This window comes from uncultured Vibrio sp., assembly GCF_947488985.1.
In the GTDB taxonomy this organism is placed as follows: domain Bacteria; phylum Pseudomonadota; class Gammaproteobacteria; order Enterobacterales; family Vibrionaceae; genus Vibrio.
On record NZ_CANLBV010000074.1, the window covers coordinates 1 to 19,409 of the forward strand.

A 19,409-nucleotide genomic window follows, 5' to 3' on the forward strand; every position below is an offset into this window, starting at 1 on the left:
TTTACTTTTGACAAAGCAAATTATAACTTTTTACCATACTGTTCAAAAAATACTCACGAAAGATCAACACGCCCTAGTATGGCGGGCTAAAAACAATTAACAGTAGGAAGAAATGAGCTAAGCACTTACTTCCTATTTCTTTGTAGAACTAGAGACTGGCTTAATACCGTGAAAATTAAAGAATAGATTGCAGTCAATAAGAGGCAAAAAGCTCATTGGCCAAAATGATTTTTGATGCTCAGGAAGATAGTACTTTAAGAAAGCAATTAGATTATTGCATGGATTTACGTGCTCTCTTGCCATTATATAATCATAATTCCAACCTTTTGCTTGGCCTTGTCTTCTCGTAGTACAGTAACGGCCAACTTTCCATGCTATTCCAGGATCTGTAGGAATCAAAATAGAAAGAGTTCCTCCTGGTTTTAACACTCTTAGCCACTCTTTAATAACTAAGTGAGGCTCATATAAATGTTCCAATATGTGGCTCGCTATTACCCGATCAAAACTATTACTTTCAAAGTTTAGCTGCCGTGCATTAGCTAAATTGAAGGAGAGCTTGTCATAGGGTTTGATATGATTGAGTTGCTTTTTTGCGACCTCAAGAGCCGCAGCATCACCATCACTCACTATATACTCATCAAAGGTGTGCTTAACATGTAACAAGTGTTCACCGGTTCCAGCTCCTACTTCCAACACTCTCGGAAAGTGTTTACTTTCACAAAATGGAGTTTCACACGCAATGTGTCCAGCCTTCATCACATAACCCGTTGTATTTCCGCTGTAAACACGCTCATCATATTCATCACTAAAGCGAGATAAATAGCCTAGCCATTCTTTATCTTCGTCCTTACTTGTTCTCATTTTTGACTCCTATGGTTCACTCTTAATATGGAAAGGATCCTCATCTCTCGCCTGCCACGTGATACGTTATCTAGTATTAACCCACAAAAAAAAGACATCACTGCAATTAACGCAATTGAACTAGACAAAATCGCAGTAGGTATTCTCTCAACTAATCCCGTGTCGATAAAATCGATAATCACAGGAACCCCTAAGCTCAATGACATGACACAAAGCAGCACCGATAATACACCAAAGAAAAACATCGGTTTTACATCCCTCAACAAGAAGAAAATAAAACTGAGAATCTTAAAGCCATCCCTCAACGTATTAAGCTTACTCATCGTCCCTTCTGGTCTTGAATTATACCGAGTCGCCACTTCTTTGATTGGCATATAATGATGGAGCGCATGAACCGTAAGCTCAGTTTCTATTTGAAAACCACCACTAAATATCGGCACTGTTTTTACAAACCGGCGAGTCATCACTCGATACCCTGAGAATACATCAGATAGTCGAGCACTGAATGAGATATTGATCAGTGATGAAAACATCTTATTCCCAAGAATATGTCCTTTTGGGTAAGCCATTGACGTTCGATCTCTGCTTCCAATAAGCATATCGAGATGTTCATCATTCAATTGCTTAATCAGTGCTGGACAAACGGACGCATCGTAGGTGTCATCGCCATCCGCCATCACATAGATATCAGCATCGATCTCAGAGAACATACGTCTGACCACCTCCCCCTTCCCTTGACGAGGCTCATGGCGAATAATAGCCCCAGCTTGTAACGCCTCATCTACCGTGTTGTCCGTTGAGTTATTGTCATACACATAGATGGATGCATCAGGCAGGACTTGTTGAAAGGAAGCCACTGTTTTACCAATAGCTCCAGCTTCGTTATAACAAGGCAGTAACACCACTATTTTCTGTTTATTCATCCCTACCCCTCACTCGAAAAACTCGATACCCCCTAGGAAGGGCGTCATAGATCATGTCTAGCCAAACAGGAACATCATTACCGTAAAGCACCTTAACGAATGAACCATCACTTGCTGACTGATTTAAAAGAGATAAGTGAGGATCGTTGCCAATGACAATAATATCTATATTCTTGTCTATAATTTTCCTTTTGGCTATTTCTGGGTCCTCTTCTAACATCACTCCTATCAGGAAGCTGTTGCCCGTAATATTTCGGTGATAAGGTGCTGCAATAATCTTGTTATTCGTTTTAGCTAATACTGGTGCTCCAGTTTCTATTCCAGACAGGATAGTCTGAGAACTAATACCTTGTCCTTCCAACACCTTAAGGATGTCCGGTGCTTCCATCCCATCATCAAAAATGGTTTTAACCTCCTCTGAGGGTGATAAAGCCAGAATGACAAGCGCTACCGTTAGTGGTGCCCCAGAAAAAATGACGATAACTTTTAATATTGAATATCTAACGAATTCAGACAACTTAATAACAAAGTATGCTTGGAATGGTGCAGCCAAAACAAAGCATAACCTCATCGCTCTGATCTGCCAAAAAACAGCAAGAGTCAAATTAAAAATAAAAATCAGATACAAGATTGTACAATGTTGATTGTTTATTCGAAACAGCGGATATAAAATGGCAGGAAGCAATAACAATGCATAGTTTTGCACAGAGAAAAATCCATTAGTTACTATATATTCAGCGACAGGCTTTGCTTCGTTAACGTGATCAAGCCAGTAAGTTTTAAGTATAGGGGGATAGTCAACTAAAAAGCCACTCGCGAGTGATGGATAGAGAAACAATGCCGGAGATAAGAAAAATAGCCCCAAAGATAAAAAGAACATTAACTTCTTAGGAAAAGAATCATCGAGGTTAACCCATCGCCTGTAAGCATTAATAAAAAGCCAACCACTAATAAATAAAATAGAAAAAATAGATGATACTTCATCAAACTTAAAATTATAAAACTCATGATAAGGTCTATTCAATAGAATTGAACAGGTAACAAAAAACGCACAAGAAATATAAACTTTAGATATATAACCCAACCATTCATGATTCACAAAGCAACTATATACTGTATAAAAAACAAAGAAAAACATAAACAACAATATATTATCCATTCCTGTCCATAAAGATAAAGATAGAACCACAGATTGAAGGTACACTCTCCATGTTTGTTTTAGGTTATTAATTGTGATAGGTGTTATAGATAAGAAAAAAGCAGACAAAATAAGTTGAATGTTATGATGATCAATCGAACCAGGCAAGAAGTGAACAATTGTAGGAGACGATATTGCGAACATCATACTTATAAATCGATACTCTCCTCCGAAATAATGATCACATAAATAAAAACATGATAATGCATATAGCAGTAAATAAACCAAAGGCACGATTGAAAGAGACAAGGAGTAAGCGGTACTCTCATCAACAAAAAACAACATAGGGAACGTGAACAGCGATAATATCAGATCTGGAAATCTTGACCAATGAATAATAAGGCCATCCGCTGCATTAAAATTCAACATGGGCTCCAAGTACCAATGGCCATTTTCCATCCACTCTTGGAGTTGAACAAGACGCATATAATCGTCATTATCATTCAGATTGAGTGTTGAAACACTTTCCCATTTATAAAAAAACATCGCAGTCGCACATATTAACCAAAATATAGAGATAACTACGACATCTTTATTAAACCTGTCAACTTTAGGCAAGATGAAATTCCTTTTCATTAACCCCAAAAATAAACTTAAAACGCTTACTGATTCACCTCTCTCACTTCGGCCAATGCTCTATTAAGATTCTCGTTAGCCACTTTATAATAAGATGGCTTTTTATCTATAGCTTGCTGTAAATAAGGTATCGCTTCATCAGGTCTACCTTGTATAATTAAAAAATACCCCACATTATTTAAAGATTCAGGTACATCCATATATCTCATAAAAACATTAGTCGCTTTTTTTGTATCCCCCGACGCTAAATAAATAAGCGCAAGGTTGTTCTGAGCTTTTTCATTATCAGGATCTAACTCCAAAGCAGATCGTGTGTATTGGTACGCTTCTTTGTAGTTACCATACATATAATGTGAGTAGCCCATATTCAGTAAAGCCTTCACGGATGTCTTATCGATTGTAAGTGATTTTTTAAAGTACTCTTGTGCTACCTGATGTTTACCTTCAACATCTTCCAGTACACCAACGCCCATATAGGCCAGTGCTGGGGAAGTACTGTCGACCTTTAAATCGGCGACTTCTCTAGGACTTAACGTTTGATAATTTGTCGTCGTTTCACTGCTCTTCAAGCGCACTTGATCGGCATTAATCGCTTTAAAAAAATAGCTACGCCCTTCATCTATACGTCTCTGTTTGGTATACAGAACCCCAAGCTGCTCAAGTACACCAGTATGTGCAGGATTAAAATCTAAAGCCGCCAAGTAGGACTTTTCCGTTAAGGCATAGTTACCTCGAGACAAGTGTATTTGACCAATGGTAAACAGTGTTTTGTCATGAAACTCTTTCTCTGGGAAAGACAAAGAACGTATATATTCATATAAAGCCAGATCTATATTTTTATCTCTCAGTGCAATATCACCACGCATAATCGCTTCTTTCTCACTGACTGGAGGATCCTCATTGGTTAAAGTATCAATGGGTTTGCCTGAATACAATTCTGCATCAAACTGGTTTGTAGGCTTATCTGAAGATGCACACCCAAGTAATACTATAGGCAACAGCAGTAGAAGAAACTTCTTATTCAAAATCATAGACTGGCTCCTGGCGCACTCAGCGCATCCATTACGATTAACATCCCAGGGCCAAGTGCAACAATAAAAAAACAAGGCCAGATAAATAAAAGCATCGGGAACAGCATTTTAGTTGGTATTTTTGCAGCGATTTCCTCGGCAGCTTGCTGACGCTTATCTCGAAAATCTTCAGTATAATCCCGAAGCGTTTGCGCTAAACTTCCGCCCATTCGAGATGCGTGTGAAAGTAAGGATACTAAACCTTCCAACTCAACTAATCCGGTCCGTTCTATTAACTGTCTAAGAGCATCAGGCATGGTAATACCGGCTTGTATTTTAGCAAACACCGTCTCTAATTCATCGGCAAGTTCTGGTTGAGACACATAGAGCTCTGATGCGACTCGCCCAAGTGCAGCGTTAAATCCAAGACCAGACTCAGTACAAACAACGAGTAGGTCAAGCGCATCGGGTATGCCGTTTCTTATTTTTCTCTGACGTTCTTTTTGCAATTTACTGAGAATAAAATTAGGCGTAAAAGTTCCCAAGAATACACAGCCTAAGACCAGTAGATTATTATAACCGCCTCCTAATGATATATAATAAACCATAAAAGCAACGACGATACCAATTAGGCTAGACAAAACCTTCAACGCATAGAAAACAGACAATGCATTTTTTTGATGGAACCCAGCATGCATCAGTTTTTCTGAATAAGTTTCATTATCTTTTTTATTTCCTTTACCAATAAAAGGGCTGAGTGACTCTAGTGTATTTGAAAAATCGTATGACTTTCGTGAACTGCTAGCCTCCCCTTCAGATATTTGCTTAAGCTTTTTATCCAAAGGAGAACGAACACCTAAGAGCAAAAAACCAAACGTCAACGTCAACAAAACAGTTGTAAGCAAAATCATCGCATAGATAAGCATCTGAGAACTGACCCCAAAGTCCGCTAATACCTGCTTCCAAGCTTCAATATTTAATAATTCCATAGGTTAAATCTCTATGCTTATGATTTTCTTAATCCATAATGCTCCGATTGCTAAAAGTACAATACCGACACTGACCATAGAAAGACCACGTGGATCTGTATAAAGAGGTTCAATGTATTTCGGACTCGCCACTCTCAAAGCAAAAAACAAACCGAATGGAGATAAGGTTAATATCCATGCTGACAAGCGACTTTCAGCAGACAGTGTTTTAATTTTTCTCTCTAATTTAAAGCGTGCCCTTAATACTTCAGAAACCTTTTGGAGGTTCTCAGACAAATTCCCCCCAGTCTCTTTTTGCAACATCACAGCACTAGAAAAAGCCAACATTGAGACAGTTGGTACTCGTTCTGCCATCTGTAAGATGGCCAAACGCAGATCATAGCCATAATTCAGCAAATTATAAGTATTTTTAAACTCCCCACCAATAGGGTCAGGGAGCTCTTCTCCAACCTCATTAAATGTTTGAACTAATGGCTGCCCGGCTTGCAATGCTCTTCGAATAATATCTAACGCTTCGGGAAGTTGCTCTTCAAATCGAGCCATCCTGCTAGTGACTCGGTGTTGAACAAGAAAATACGCGACAACCCAAACAACAATAAATGCCGAGATACTAACAAACCAAGCTTGATTGGTAATTATGGATAGTAGTGAGAGCAAGAGACTACATAAAAAAACAATCAGTAAGAACCGGCTTAACGTGATTTGAAAACCAGCCAGATCCAACATTTTCTTCAAGTCGGCGAAGAAAGGGATAATTATCAGCTTACGATCTATTGGTGAAAGCTCTTTATTATAATGCTCTTTTAAGAGTGATAAACTCTCATCATCAATATTGCGCTGCGTCTCTTTCAAGCGACGAGACAGCTCTTTATGCTTAACTTTTTTTCCTGCTGCAGGTAATAGCAAAGCCTGAGAAATAAAAAGTACAGCGATAAACAATAGAGCTAATGAAACGGTTACACTATCCATAATCCCTCCTTAACTGTGAGTCTCAGTAAATAGCTCAAAGGGCAGATTAAGACCACGCTTAACTAACTGGTCATGATACTGAGGTACTACCCCCGTAGCCGTGTAATAGCCAATGATATTACCTTCTTCATCAATTCCTTTACGTTGAAAATGGAATATTTCCGACATAGTAATAACCTCACCTTCCATGCCATTGATCTCTTGAATACTGACCATTCGGCGCTTACCATCTTCTTGTCTCTCCATCTGAACAACCAAATGAATAGCAGAAGCAATTTGCGCCCTGAGGTTCTTCGTTGAAATATTCCATCCAGCCATCGAAAACATGTTTTCAACACGGCTTAGTGCATCCCTCGGAGTGTTCGCGTGAATGGTTGCCAATGATCCATCATGCCCGGTATTCATGGCCGCCAACATATCCACAGCTTCACTACCACGCACCTCCCCTACAACAATACGGTCAGGTCGCATACGCAATGTGTTTTTTACAAGCTCTCGCTGAGTGATCTCCCCCTTTCCTTCCAAATTGGCAGGGCGAGTCTCTAGGCGAATAACATGGGGCTGTTGAAGTTGCAGCTCCGCAGAATCTTCAATAGTAATGATTCGTTGATCTCGAGGAATAAACCCTGAAAAAATATTCAAGGTAGTCGTTTTTCCAGAGCCAGTCCCCCCTGAAATCAAAATATTTAACTCACCTTTAACTGCAGCTTCGACAAATTTTGCCATTTGAGGCGAAATCGAGTTGTAGTCAATCAAGTTATCCATTGTCAAACGATCAACAGCAAAACGACGAATAGAAACTGAAGGGCCATCCAGTGCCAAAGGGGGAATAATTGCGTTCACACGAGAACCATCGACTAACCTTGCATCGACCATAGGTGAAGATTCATCTATTCGGCGCCCAACTTGGCTGACGATACGATCTATAATGTTTCTTAAATGACGATCATCGAGAAAAGTGTAAGGTGTCTTTTCAAGTTTCCCTCTGCGCTCAACATAAACACTTTTAGGTCCATTGACTAGTATATCTGACACGGTTTGATCAGCGAGTAACGGCTCTAATGGTCCAAGGCCGAAAACCTCATCTTCAATCTGCTTTATAACCCTTTTTCGCCCTTCAGCACTCAGAGGGTGATTGGTGTCGTCAGACATCAACTGCACAATAGCTTCTTGCAAATCCGTTTTGGCCCGCTCTTTTTCTAAACTGGATAACAGACCAAGATCCAACGTCTCAAGAAGTTGTTTATGGAAAAAATGCTTAATTGATAGCTCTTGCTCTAATACTTTACGAGCTTCATTTATCGTTTTTTCCTTCTCTTCATTGACGTCTACTTTGTGAGTGTGGCTCAATGCCTCAATGGTTTGTAAAAACTCACTCGAATTAGCATCTTCTGAATCATGTGAACCCTGTTCTGCTTTTTTTTCAAACTCTGGATTTACATTTTTTCGTTTAAAGAACATCACAATCCCTCGTCTTTGATATTCGTCAACACGCTATGAAAACAATTTTTTCAACCACCCTTTTTCTTCTAGCTCTGGTGGCGAAAGAACATGAGACAAATGAATGATAGAGCGAGTAATAGAGCTTTTCTTTCTAGATTGAACTAACGGTTGCCCTAGATTTGCGCTCTCTATTGCGACTTTGAAATCATTAGGCATAAGGTGTATGTCATGATTACCCACCGCTTGCTCAATATCTTTGAGCTTAATTGAGTGTCGACTTTCGTAACGATTAAGAATGACCTCTATCGAGTCACTTGGTATGCCATATTCGAACTTCAAAGACTTAATTAGGCGACTCGTGTTTTTTACCGACACCAAGCTCTGTTGTAAAACCAAAAGTACTTTTGTAGCCGGCGATATCGCAGCTGTAAACACATGATCTAATCCCCTCGAAAGATCGACGATTACATAAGGGTAATAACGACGTAGGATCGGAAGTAATCGACCAATATTCTGAGCCTGTTCAAAATCATCAGCATTATTTTCATGTTTAAAGCTTAGAACATGTAGGCCGGATTCGTGCTTATTAACTAACGAACCTAACGACATCTCATCCAGATCATTAGAGCTATTAATGGCGTCTGAAACACTGTAGCTTGGAGTGATATTTAAATAATCAGGTATCACGCCAAATTGCAGGTCTATATCAAGTAACAACACTTCTCCTGGGTGCTGTACAGCCATTTCTATCGCCGTGTTTAACGCCAACGTCGTTGCTCCCATTCCGCCTTTGGTATTCAGAAACAAAATAAACTCACCATAGCTGGAGTTTTCTAATTTCTCTGATGCCGTTTTCTTCAATAACGGCAGGAGATCCGAGATGGTTACATTGTGAGATAAAAAGTCAGAAGCGCCTAAGCGTAATGCAATTTTTAGTGAGCCAGTATCAGCTTCGTCACCGAGAACAATTAAAGATAAGTCCTTATCCTCTAAAGATAAATCATACCCTTGAAGCTCAACCATCTTTTGTGCCCAATTACCATTGGCTTCAACAAAAATCAATTCAGGCACATCAACGCCCTTTAGATACTCCTCACTCATACCATCTAAAGAAAATGACGTTAAATGTACATTGCGACATTTTTTGAGCTCTTGATTAACATGAGATTTAAATCGCTCACTGCTATGAATAACCCAGACTTTAAGATTCGTTTTTAAACGCGTAATGTCATTATCATCACTAGGCGTGATTTTTATAGCTTCCCCCATACGTCGAACTCCTATGCTAAATATTCTAAGGACACCGATTCCTTAATTGAACTCCGTCGGCCCTTACAACCCCTAAGCTTTCAGCTGGCAATATTGTTTCGAATGCAGGGGCAGCAAGAAATCCATTCTCTCCTAAGAAGCTTAGGTTACTGATCAACTGAATGCCATAACCTGTTGCTCTAGCACGAACAAATTCTATTGAGCTAAAATTCGCTTCAAGATCAGAAGTAATCTCTGATCCACTCGCGTCTAGGTACGCAACTTCTAAGTTCGCACTAGTAAAGCCAACAAGAGGGATATCGTCGGCAACCATAGTGCCAATATTATCCCGGTCCAAGACGTAACATACCGTTGCTAATCTAGCCGCCTTCCTCGTGGCTTCACTGACCATTTGGAGCGAAAAGATATAAACACCTAGGGATAAAATCAGAAAAATCAACAAAAAAATGAACCCAGAAACGATTGTAAATTCGATAATGGCAAGTCCTTTGATGCGCCTGTTATGCCTTTTCATCACAATACCCTCATCACCGAAGTTGCACTTAATGGAATGGCGAAGTTCTCCGTAGAGAAGGGAATAGACAAGAAGTTTGGAACATAATCATACGTCACGCTCACCTGCACATAATCACCACTACCAATAGAGTCAGGATCAGGATCAACCGTCACATCAGAGGTTGTCAGCGTAGATAAAATTGCTGTCCCTACGCTACTCTGACCATAGACCACCACATTTTGAATTTCTGCCGTGGGTGCGATAGTGCCACCAATGGTTCCATAAACTTCACTCACGGCATAACGAGCGCCATTTTGCACTGACTTAGAGAGCACATTGTGGTGGATCAAAATATTGCCTAGCTCAAGGACCAAAACCAGAAAAAACAGTAGCACTGGAGTCACAATCACCATCTCTACGGCAGCAAAACCACGTTGATGTTTATTCAATAAACTCATAATCACGACTCCCCGCTATCAGGGTCTTTGTACAATACAATTCTGTAAGGCCCTTCCGTTGTTGAATTTGCACCACCTGATCCACCAGCAACACTGCATGAGTGTATAAACTCACCGAAAACTGCGGGAGTTCCTGAATTATTGGTAGGCGCTTTTTGCAACAAGAAAAAACAGCCAATTTTACTCACTGTAAATTCGGTTGCACCACCACTTTTACTTGAGCAGTCCACCATAGGTATCGGTAAAATACGACGCCATGCGATACCATTAGCCTCGCAACCCGCCCCTGTACCTTCTCCCTTGCTCGCTGCAATACAGTTATTCGTATCGAGCTGATATTGGGCATAGTCGTAAGTGCCATCAAAATTGATCTCCCCGGTATTGGCATCAATGGTGATCTCAGCGTTAGGTTCTGTGGTCACATAATCAGTAGGGTAATCTGATGACTTCAAACCACCTCCATAATCCCCAAAGCGAGTATTCAAGCCATCGGCCGTTGGACCTACCGTGCCACCAGGTTTGGTCGTGATATTTTCACCAATTGTGATGGATTCCTCATAACTGCCCCCTAAGCCCTCTTTGACTGTTTTACCGCCAGATTCAAAATCCAATAGATGATAGTTACCATTACCCATTTCAGATAATTCTGCATCTCCTACTTTTAACGCATGAACTGTTCCTACCTCATAACCAAAGACATTGACTATCGGTTCGCCAGTCTCATCATGAATTCCATCTTCATTGATGTCATTATCCGAGGTACCATCACCAATACAGACACCTATCGGCACAACGTTATTCACAGTATCTTGCCCTGTACTTGGCCCAGCAACAGCACTCGCTGAAACACTTTTTTCTAAACCAAACATTTGAATAAAGAACTCATCCATATCCAAAGAGTCAACTCGCACGCGAACAAAGACATCTTCTTCCGCTCCAAAAGTGGCAGTTTCAGTGAAATCCTGAGGATCATTTGAGTAATCAATATTTATCGATGCGGTAGTAAAATCAATTTCATGATTCCCCGTAGAAGCCGCCATAGCATTCAGTGCAGCAACAACTTCTGCATCAACCGCATCTTTATCTTTACTGCTATCCAGAATTGTTGCTGCAGCCAAAGTAGCGGAATCCACGGCATTTTGTAGTCGTGTTTTATTAACAACCATATGGTTGATGTCTACAGCTAACGCTGAGACACCTAAAAACACCAGCAATGCTACAGTAACCATTATTGCCACTAAGCCTTGCTGTTTTTTAGGGTTTTGTGATACTCGATACAACATGTGAGTACCTCCAGATTTAGTTAAAATCTTCTAAGATCTGGCTACTACTTCCAGACAGTTCATTATCGCCCCTGCCCACATATCGGTCGTAACCAGTCTGCATCCGCTCCCCCGTACCATCCGGTACTTCGAGTAAATTCTCTTGGGTCGCATTAGGGTTATACGTTTGTTCTGTTTTTACGAGAGCCACCGAATGCCCTAAAGGGGCATGATTAGCACAGCCAGCTAACATTATTGCGAGAAAGACCATCATTACTTTAATCATATCTATCTCCTTATAAATCATGACCAAATGAACCTTCACTTCCACCATCAGTCGGTGATAGTTCTTGTGATGCTTGAGGTTGTTCTGAATCTGAACCTGACGGTTCTGCAATGTAGGCGCTCCTACCAAGCAAGTAATATTCTAAGTCATTAGGATTAACGAAAGCATCGGTTGGTAAGCTCACTTTAGTTCTATCAATAGGCTTAGCTAACCTCGGTGTCACCAATATGACTAACTCCGTTTCACCAGATATGTACTCTTGACTATTAAAAAGCTGCCCTAAAACCGGCACATCACCAATGCCTGGCAATTTATTACTTACATCTCGTACGTTTTCACTCAATAGCCCAGCAATACCAATGGTTTGTCCATCTGCTAGTTCCAATGTTGAAGAAGCGCTGCGTCGAGTGATAGGAGGAATGACATAAGTCCCATTAGTAGAACCAGGAGAGAGTGTCAATGAACTACTATTGGCTATCTCGCTCACATCAACGGCTAAATTAAGATTAATTTTCTTATCACTGAGCACTGTAGGAATAAACTTGAGCCCAACCCCATATTCTTTATATTCAATGGTAATACCATCTTCATCGGGCACAGGAATAGGGAACTCTCCACCAGCTAAAAACTCAGCCTTAGAGCCGCTTAATGCTGTTAGGTTAGGTTCTGCCAGTACCTTAGCTACCCCATTCTGTCTGGCGATATCCAATGCAAAGGTAAACAGTGTATTACTATCAATGAACGAGCCTAATATCCCGTAGTCAGTCGATGTGGGGATCTCAAAGATAGGCGTAGCCCCTAACACTCCAGCTGGAACAGACGCAGCTCCCCAAGATAAGTTAGATCCACTAGATTGGAAAAACTGGAAATTGGCATCGAACTTTCTCACTAAACTTCTTTGAACCTCAGCGACGGTGACTTCCAACATCACTTGTTGTGCCCCACCAATCGACATCAAATTGATCACGCCAGTTACGGCTACTTGCTCGCTTCCCCCCTCTTTTGATGCATCAACGGGCTCTCCTGCAGCGAAAGTTTCTGCGATTCGCATCGCCACATTCATCTGTTGTTGATTGCTCACCTGACCACTCAAAAGCAATCGATTTTGCGCACTATGTACCTCGATCGTTTCATTCGGTAAAAACTCATACAACTTAGCTTTTAAGCTATTAAGATCATGGGTGACCTCAATGTCTATTGATTCAATCAACTGACCTCTTGAATCCCAGGCCATTAAATTAGTGGCACCAAGCTTCTTGCCGATTAAAAACAATTCACTGGATTTTAACATCACAATATCAAGAACTTCTGGGTCTCCAAGCGACACTTTGCTGGCTTTCCCAGACAAAACCACATACGTTGATTTGTGATGAGGAACAGTCACGGTTTTACCTGTTTGTAAAGCTGCAAGGCTCCACGAACTAAAACAAATTAAGCTTAAAATACACGTTATTATTATTTTCATATCTCACCTCAATCCTTGACGCGAACACTGGATGCTTGGGTACCTTTAATAATTGTCACGCTAGGTCTAGGTACGTATCGACGAACAACTTTCTTATCAACTTCATGAGGGTTTCTCAATGTCAGTTGAATACTGCCCTTACTCTTAGCTGTTAGCAGTTTTTCTGCATCTTTGGGGGAAACCTCTAGTGTCACTGCCCGTACTATAATAGGGCTGTTTTCTTTAGTTTTAGCGGTTTGGTCTACAGCAAGTACTTTAATATCTTTCAACACTGTACGAGTTGTTGCTGAATTTTTGCCATAAGAAACCGTGTTAAGAATATCGACTTTATTACCAGGTAATAAAAAGCCCGCCACACCAATAACATCATCAACACGTATCGTCACAGCCCTCTTATTCTCAGGAATGAGCGCTGCTAGCGTCGACCCCTCACCAGGAACTGTAAAACGCATTCTATGAAGCACTTCGCCAGCATAAATGGTATTGGCGACGACCTGACCGACCAATTCAGAAGCATCGGAATAGTTATGATCACCAATCCAATCCACTTCCATTAACTTAGTAGTTAAAAATTGCTCCTCAATAACGGTTCCAGCTTCAATTTCTTGTGACGCAACCACAACTGGATGGCGCTCAACAGTCTCAACCTCAACGGTTGGTTGAACTTGGTTGTCCATCCACTGCTTAGCAAAAAATACAGCCGCTAAGCCGAATACTACGGACAGTAAAAACAGTAGGAAAACTTGACTCTTACTCATTATTCTCTTCCTCGTGTCCATCAGAGGTAAAATAAACTTCCCATGCCATGGAAAGAATATCGAATGTGATAACAGGTGGTAGCTGCTCAAACGAAAGAATATCTTTGCTTATACCAACGAGATCTTTCGGTAAACATGGGAAAAGTGGCACCTTAAGCAGCGTGTGCATTTGAGACAAACGCTCAAAAAAACCGTCTTGAAGCTCTACCTCTTTATCAGCAACGACGCTCATCCATAAAGCTTCATAATCTCGCTGATTAAGTGGCTTGAATTCAATCTTGTAACCTAAACGACGTAAAAAGGCAGGATCGCTTATTTTCTTAGGGTTTAGATTGGTAGAAAAGGCAAGAGTTAATACAAATGGCATCGTTATCTGCTGACCATTAGGCAGCGACAAATAGTCGAATGAGTACTCCATCGGTACAATCCAACGGTTAAGAAGCGCATCCACCGGCATGGGCTGACGACCAAGGTCATCAATGATAAAGATCCCATTGTTTGCCATCATTTGAACTGGTGCTAACCAAACTCGACTATTTTCTGAGTGATTAACTTCAAGCATATCCATAGTCAGTTCACCCCCAACTTGGATATTTGGCCTTTCACAGTTAAGCCAACGCTTGTCGTACTGATCTTTGAGGGAAATGCTTTGATCGCTGCCGTTACTATCCAACGGTTTATGATGCTGCTCTGAGAACACCTTGATAATGTTACCTAATGCATAGACTGCATAAGGGATAAACACAGAGGTGTGGAGCGCATTGATAATTCGGCTCGCGACGAATGTTTTACCCGTACCAGCATGTCCATACAGTAATAGAGCACGTCCCGAATTTATTGCTGGACCGAGCACTGAGATCATGGAGTCAACACCATAAACATCACTCAATGCAGCTTCAACATGTGGGCGAGTCACCAGTTCAGTTCTCAAGTCTTGCTTTTTAACAATCTCACTATACTGGGTGAGCGAGACTGGGACTGGTCCTAAATAGGCATCTCGCTTAAACGCAAGCTCCGCCTCTTCCAACCCTTTATCAGAAAGAGAATAGCGAACATGGCTATGTGAAACAGACGAAAGAGAGAGCTCTGAAGCGGGCTGAAATACCTCGATAAGAGATTTCTTTTTCAAAACAGCCAAAGAGTTCTCCACAATGTGTGTAACAACACATAGATAATTCGAAAGCTCTAAAACATCCGACTTGGGATAGGCTGATAAGTGCTTAAGCACAAGGTTCTCTATCACGACTTCAGGTACCCCCAACATTTCAAACGATGTGGGTACGATTGGGGCTGATATCTGAGGTTTTAATGTTGTTGGAGCAGTATGCCCTATACTATCCATATATTATTCCTCTCCACAAAGCTAACCAACAACAGGGCTTTAAGTAAAGTAGCTATACATCGCCAATCCTATGACAACAGAAGGTGCAAAAGGCATCGTTACTTTATTTGAATACCTAGCGTGCAAGCTATCACTCTCATTTAATACTGGTGCTACCCCACCAAGTATAATTAGCTTGTTTTCAAAATAGCCCTTGATACTAAGACTGTTCGAGTTGGAAAAGTTATATAGCAGGTAGAAAGTTCCAATCACTCCAGCAGAAAGTAAGATAAAGTACGATGCATCAAGTAATTGTCCCCATCCGAGATACATTCCCACAATACCTAATAGCTTCACATCTCCCGCTGACATAGCTCTTACGAAATATAGGAGTAACCCAAAACAAAAAAAAACCAAGAATCCAACGAAGGACATTAAAAAAACATCAAAGGTGTAATTGCGATTAAACATTGATAATAAATACACAAACAAAAACAGCATCAATATTTTGTTTGGTATACGATGTTTCTCAACATCGTATACCGAAACTGCAATTAGCAATGCCCAAAAAACTGAAGGCTCATTAATCATATATTCAATTCATACACTCGAAAAAATGCTCTGGATTTTACTTAGTAAGGCTGTTGCCATCCCAGAAAAAACCAATCCTATTGCAATAACAAGTAAGGCAGCAGCGATAATGTAGGCAACCAAGGTCAGCCCTCTTTGCTGTCTCAATCCTTTTCGATCATAAACCATTGACGATTTCATTCAATTTAGCTGCCAGTGTATTCCCTAAACCAGAAAATACGGTTACCATCCCTAAAACTAATAATGCTGCACCGATTACGTACTCGATAACAGTCAACCCTTCTTCATCTTTCATGAATTCTTTACAATTATTCAAAAACTTATCCATGAGAACATCTCCTTGATTTACGTATCAGGCTTCGTTTACCTGTAAACTAAATCTAGAGGTGAGAGAGATATTCGGTTAGGATTTTTTTGCCATTTACTTGCACTTTCTTGTGATACTTCTAATCTAATTACTATGTGTTTATTTCTTCTAATTCTCAGCTAAAAACTAAATGCAAAACAGAGTGCATAATGACATGCGATTAGTAATACCTTTATTATCGGATAGTGAAAGCGACTTTAATGCTATTATTGCCAATAAAGTTAGGCGCTACTTTCCTACTGAAACTTTCAAACAAGATATATCTATAATCAGTCATTTAGATGTCAGGTTCGTGTTTTTTATATTGAATAGCCCCGATCAACTTCAACTCCTGAGCATGGCTCTATCTATTTGTGAAAACTTGAATAAGCGAATCGTCATTATTTGCCCTGAACAGTTACCTGATAATATTCGACATCATAAGAATGTTTTTTCCATGATTGAAACAAACAGCAATGATCTGACCAGCAAACTAGAAGAACTCAAGAACAAAACACAACATATCTTCGAACCTCACTTCGACCTCGACAGAGACATAAACCACAACAATCAACTGCCAGCAAAAACCTTTACATCCGAGGTTGTTAACTTTGTTATGAACAACATAAACAAAGAAATCAGAGAAACAGAGATTGCACAGAGATGCCACTGTTCAACCACCTATTTTTCAAAAAAATTTCATCTACACTTTGGAGTGAGCTTTAGAGACTTTGTGTGCGACAAACGGATTTCATTGGCTAAGAAGTTAATTGAAACGGATACCGATGCCAAAATTGCTGTGATTGCGTATCAATGTGGCTATAAGGATGTGTCGTATTTTTCAAGAATTTTTAAGAAAAGGACAGGCGTAACCCCTGCCAGCTACAGACGTGCCTGCACAGATAACAGAAAACGCTAATTTTACGCCCTAAAAGAAAAAACCATGATACATTTAACATGATTTTAACAAAAATAACTTAGCGAAAAACATGGAGTTAGACAATGATTCAGCCTAACGAGTTTAGCCAAGAACAAGCAACAGCTCTCCCTACACCCAATGACATGATTTTAAAATGGGCAGAAGAACGCCCAAATGAAGTCTATTTAAAACAGATTATTAACCGCCAATTTGTCGAATTTACTTATAAAGAGGTAGCCGACAAAGCACTGAAATTGGCGTCAGCATTAGAAGGACTCGGAGCCCAACCTGGCGATCGAGTCGCTCTCGTATCGAAAAACTGTGCAGAGTGGTTCATCTGCGATCTTGCCATGATGTTAGGAGATTTTGTTAGCGTCCCTATCTTTCCAACAGCAGGGGCAGATACCATTCAGTACTGTATTGAACACAGTGAAAGTAAAATTGTGATTGCGGGTAAGCTTGACGATGCAGCAGCTACGCAAAAAGTGCTCGATGATAACCCGAGCTTAGTGAGCATCTCGCTGCCTTATGACAGCTCTGCAAAATGTCAGCACACCTTTGAAGAACTTATTGAGCAACATCAACCATCAACCAAACGCCCTCAGCATCACGACGATAAGCTGATGTCACTTGTTTATACATCGGGTACATCAGGGTTACCAAAAGGCGCAATGCTCACATACGGCGCGTTTACTTGGTCTGTTCAAAGCTTGATTGACCATATTGGAATCCAACCTGGCGATCGCCTGTTTTCTTACCTACCGCTTGCTCATATTACAGAACGCGTTTACATCTTTGGTTCTTCAGTAATGGGAGGCGTGGTTACGGCTTTCCCTGAATCTTTAGACACCTTTATTGATGATGTGAAAATGCATCGCCCTACACTGTTTATTTCAGTTCCTCGCTTATGGACTCTATTCCAGCAGCGAATCCAAGACAAGTTGCCACAGAAGAAACTTAACTTCTTACTTAAGATTCCGTTTATCAACAACATCATTAAGAAGAAGCTTGCTGATGGTTTAGGGTTAGACCAAGCTCGCGTTCTCGGCTGTGGTTCTGCACCTGTATCACCCGCTCTACTCGCATGGTATGAGAGTGTTGGTCTACACATTACCGAGGCATGGGGCATGACAGAGTCTTTCGCCTACAGCACGCTCAACTACCCATTCAGAGCCGACAAAATTGGTACGGTTGGTAATGCAGGTCCAGGGATCGAACTCAAAATAGCTGAAGATGAAGAGATTCTAGTTCGAGGCAAAGGCTTATTCTCTGGTTACTACAAGAATGATATTGCAACCCAAGAGTCTTTTAACTCGGATGGTTGGCTTCATACCGGTGATATCGGTGATATCGATAGTGAAGGTTACCTAACGATTCGTGGACGTAAGAAAGATACCTTTAAAACCGCTAAAGGTAAGTTTGTTGCCCCTGTACCAATCGAAAACAAACTGTTTGAGTACAGCCGCGTAGAAATGATGTGTTTGATAGGTTTAGGCTTACCTGGCCCTATTCTACTTGTCGTTCCACATGACTTCCCTAATTTTGATCGAGCCCGTTATGAGAAAACGACTAAGCGTGTTATCGAGAAAATGAATGAGCAACTCGCCTCTCATGAGAAGATCAAAGGCGTACTGATGATTAAGGAACCATGGAGTATTGAGAATGGCGTATTAACCCCGACTCTTAAGATCAAGCGACACATTCTGGAACAAGCCTATCACGAAGTGGGTCATAACTGGCCTAAAGATAAACTCGTGGTCTGGGAAGAGTAGCTATCGAACCGGAATGAAAGATAACGTTAAGGGGGAGTTGAAAAGCTCGCTCTTTTCATTTCTTTGAACAATCAATTGTTCACACTGTTTAGCAAGGAAAATTGCCTGCTCATCCATAAAGTGAAAATGTTATACTGGGAGTAACTAAATCGCGAGAATCCCTCATGACACAAGAAAATAACCCCCTTCACGGCATCACTCTTCAAAAGCTACTGACTGAATTGGTTGAACATTATGGTTGGGAAGAGTTAAGTTACATGGTCAACATCAACTGTTTCAAAAAAGACCCGAGTATTAAATCTAGCCTTAAGTTTTTGCGTAAAACAGACTGGGCTCGTACCAAAGTAGAGCAGATCTACATCCAACTAAAAACTAGCTAGTTCCCACCTTTAACAAACGCACCATTTACGGTACTAAAGTGGCTTTGTTGCGTAAATCGAGTGAACTAAATCAGAATCGTACGATCAGATCAGAGACATTCTCTTATTGACTCCGAT

20 protein-coding genes are annotated in these 19,409 nt (G+C 40.6%); 3 read left to right on the forward strand and 17 right to left on the reverse strand.

All coding sequences use genetic code 11. From position 1 onward, the window contains the following. Positions 1-132 precede the first annotated feature (132 nt). The 17 genes from Q1A70_RS14555 to Q1A70_RS14635 form a co-directional block, all read right to left on the reverse strand. Entirely contained in the window at positions 133-861 is a 729-nt protein-coding gene (locus Q1A70_RS14555; RefSeq protein WP_299692967.1) for a class I SAM-dependent methyltransferase, read from the reverse strand. Further along, positions 858-1,784, reverse strand: a complete 927-nt coding sequence (locus Q1A70_RS14560) for a glycosyltransferase family 2 protein (protein ID WP_299692964.1) — start codon at positions 1,782-1,784, stop codon at positions 858-860. The genes Q1A70_RS14555 and Q1A70_RS14560 overlap by 4 nt, the downstream gene beginning before the upstream one ends. After that, positions 1,777-3,558, reverse strand: a complete 1,782-nt coding sequence (locus tag Q1A70_RS14565) for a hypothetical protein (protein WP_299692961.1) — start codon at positions 3,556-3,558, stop codon at positions 1,777-1,779. The genes Q1A70_RS14560 and Q1A70_RS14565 overlap by 8 nt, the downstream gene beginning before the upstream one ends. Positions 3,559-3,584: 26 nt before the next feature. Further along, a complete protein-coding gene (locus Q1A70_RS14570) occupies positions 3,585-4,589 on the reverse strand; it encodes a tetratricopeptide repeat protein (RefSeq protein ID WP_299692958.1) in 1,005 nt (334 codons plus the stop codon). Continuing rightward, on the reverse strand, positions 4,586-5,557 hold the full coding sequence (locus Q1A70_RS14575) for a type II secretion system F family protein (protein WP_299692955.1): 972 nt from the start codon (positions 5,555-5,557) through the stop codon (positions 4,586-4,588). The genes Q1A70_RS14570 and Q1A70_RS14575 overlap by 4 nt, the downstream gene beginning before the upstream one ends. 3 nt (positions 5,558-5,560) lie before the next feature. Then, complete coding sequence (locus Q1A70_RS14580) at positions 5,561-6,526, reverse strand: type II secretion system F family protein (RefSeq protein WP_299692952.1); 966 nt, start codon at positions 6,524-6,526, stop codon at positions 5,561-5,563. Positions 6,527-6,535: 9 nt separating this feature from the next. Beyond that, on the reverse strand, positions 6,536-7,987 hold the full coding sequence (locus tag Q1A70_RS14585; protein WP_299692949.1) for a CpaF family protein: 1,452 nt from the start codon (positions 7,985-7,987) through the stop codon (positions 6,536-6,538). A 33-nt stretch (positions 7,988-8,020) separates the two neighbouring features. Further along, positions 8,021-9,238 carry an AAA family ATPase gene (locus tag Q1A70_RS14590; RefSeq protein ID WP_299692947.1) on the reverse strand — a complete coding sequence of 406 codons (1,218 nt, stop codon included), beginning with the start codon at positions 9,236-9,238 and terminating at the stop codon, positions 8,021-8,023. 25 nt (positions 9,239-9,263) lie between these two features. Further along, positions 9,264-9,755, reverse strand: coding sequence for a TadE/TadG family type IV pilus assembly protein (locus Q1A70_RS14595; protein ID WP_299692945.1), 492 nt, complete (start codon positions 9,753-9,755; stop codon positions 9,264-9,266). Continuing rightward, positions 9,752-10,192, reverse strand: a complete 441-nt coding sequence (locus Q1A70_RS14600; RefSeq protein ID WP_299692943.1) for a TadE/TadG family type IV pilus assembly protein — start codon at positions 10,190-10,192, stop codon at positions 9,752-9,754. The genes Q1A70_RS14595 and Q1A70_RS14600 overlap by 4 nt, the downstream gene beginning before the upstream one ends. 2 nt (positions 10,193-10,194) lie before the next feature. After that, positions 10,195-11,475, reverse strand: coding sequence for a TadE/TadG family type IV pilus assembly protein (locus tag Q1A70_RS14605; protein WP_299692940.1), 1,281 nt, complete (start codon positions 11,473-11,475; stop codon positions 10,195-10,197). Positions 11,476-11,491: 16 nt separating this feature from the next. Further along, entirely contained in the window at positions 11,492-11,788 is a 297-nt protein-coding gene (locus Q1A70_RS14610) for a hypothetical protein (RefSeq protein ID WP_299692937.1), read from the reverse strand. Further along, positions 11,751-13,205, reverse strand: a complete 1,455-nt coding sequence (locus Q1A70_RS14615) for a type II and III secretion system protein family protein (RefSeq protein ID WP_299692934.1) — start codon at positions 13,203-13,205, stop codon at positions 11,751-11,753. The genes Q1A70_RS14610 and Q1A70_RS14615 overlap by 38 nt, the downstream gene beginning before the upstream one ends. An 8-nt stretch (positions 13,206-13,213) precedes the next feature. After that, positions 13,214-13,963, reverse strand: coding sequence for a Flp pilus assembly protein CpaB (cpaB, locus tag Q1A70_RS14620; protein ID WP_299692931.1), 750 nt, complete (start codon positions 13,961-13,963; stop codon positions 13,214-13,216). Continuing rightward, on the reverse strand, positions 13,956-15,305 hold the full coding sequence (locus Q1A70_RS14625; protein WP_299692928.1) for an AAA family ATPase: 1,350 nt from the start codon (positions 15,303-15,305) through the stop codon (positions 13,956-13,958). Before Q1A70_RS14625 ends, cpaB begins: the two co-directional genes overlap by 8 nt. 39 nt (positions 15,306-15,344) lie before the next feature. After that, complete coding sequence (locus Q1A70_RS14630) at positions 15,345-15,875, reverse strand: A24 family peptidase (protein ID WP_299692925.1); 531 nt, start codon at positions 15,873-15,875, stop codon at positions 15,345-15,347. A gap of 157 nt (positions 15,876-16,032) precedes the next feature. Beyond that, positions 16,033-16,203 (reverse strand): Flp family type IVb pilin, encoded by a 171-nt coding sequence (locus tag Q1A70_RS14635; protein ID WP_299692922.1) that lies wholly within the window; start codon positions 16,201-16,203, stop codon positions 16,033-16,035. 193 nt (positions 16,204-16,396) lie between these two features. Between Q1A70_RS14635 and Q1A70_RS14640 the strand changes: the two genes are divergently transcribed. The 3 genes from Q1A70_RS14640 to Q1A70_RS14650 all read left to right on the forward strand — a co-directional run bounded on the left by Q1A70_RS14640 (position 16,397) and on the right by Q1A70_RS14650 (position 19,292). Continuing rightward, complete coding sequence (locus tag Q1A70_RS14640; RefSeq protein ID WP_299692919.1) at positions 16,397-17,140, forward strand: AraC family transcriptional regulator; 744 nt, start codon at positions 16,397-16,399, stop codon at positions 17,138-17,140. Between the two features lie 83 nt (positions 17,141-17,223). Further along, a complete protein-coding gene (locus tag Q1A70_RS14645) occupies positions 17,224-18,912 on the forward strand; it encodes an AMP-binding protein (RefSeq protein WP_299692916.1) in 1,689 nt (562 codons plus the stop codon). A 164-nt stretch (positions 18,913-19,076) separates the two neighbouring features. Then, entirely contained in the window at positions 19,077-19,292 is a 216-nt protein-coding gene (locus tag Q1A70_RS14650) for a VF530 family protein (protein ID WP_017095477.1), read from the forward strand. The last annotated feature ends 117 nt before the right edge of the window (positions 19,293-19,409 follow it).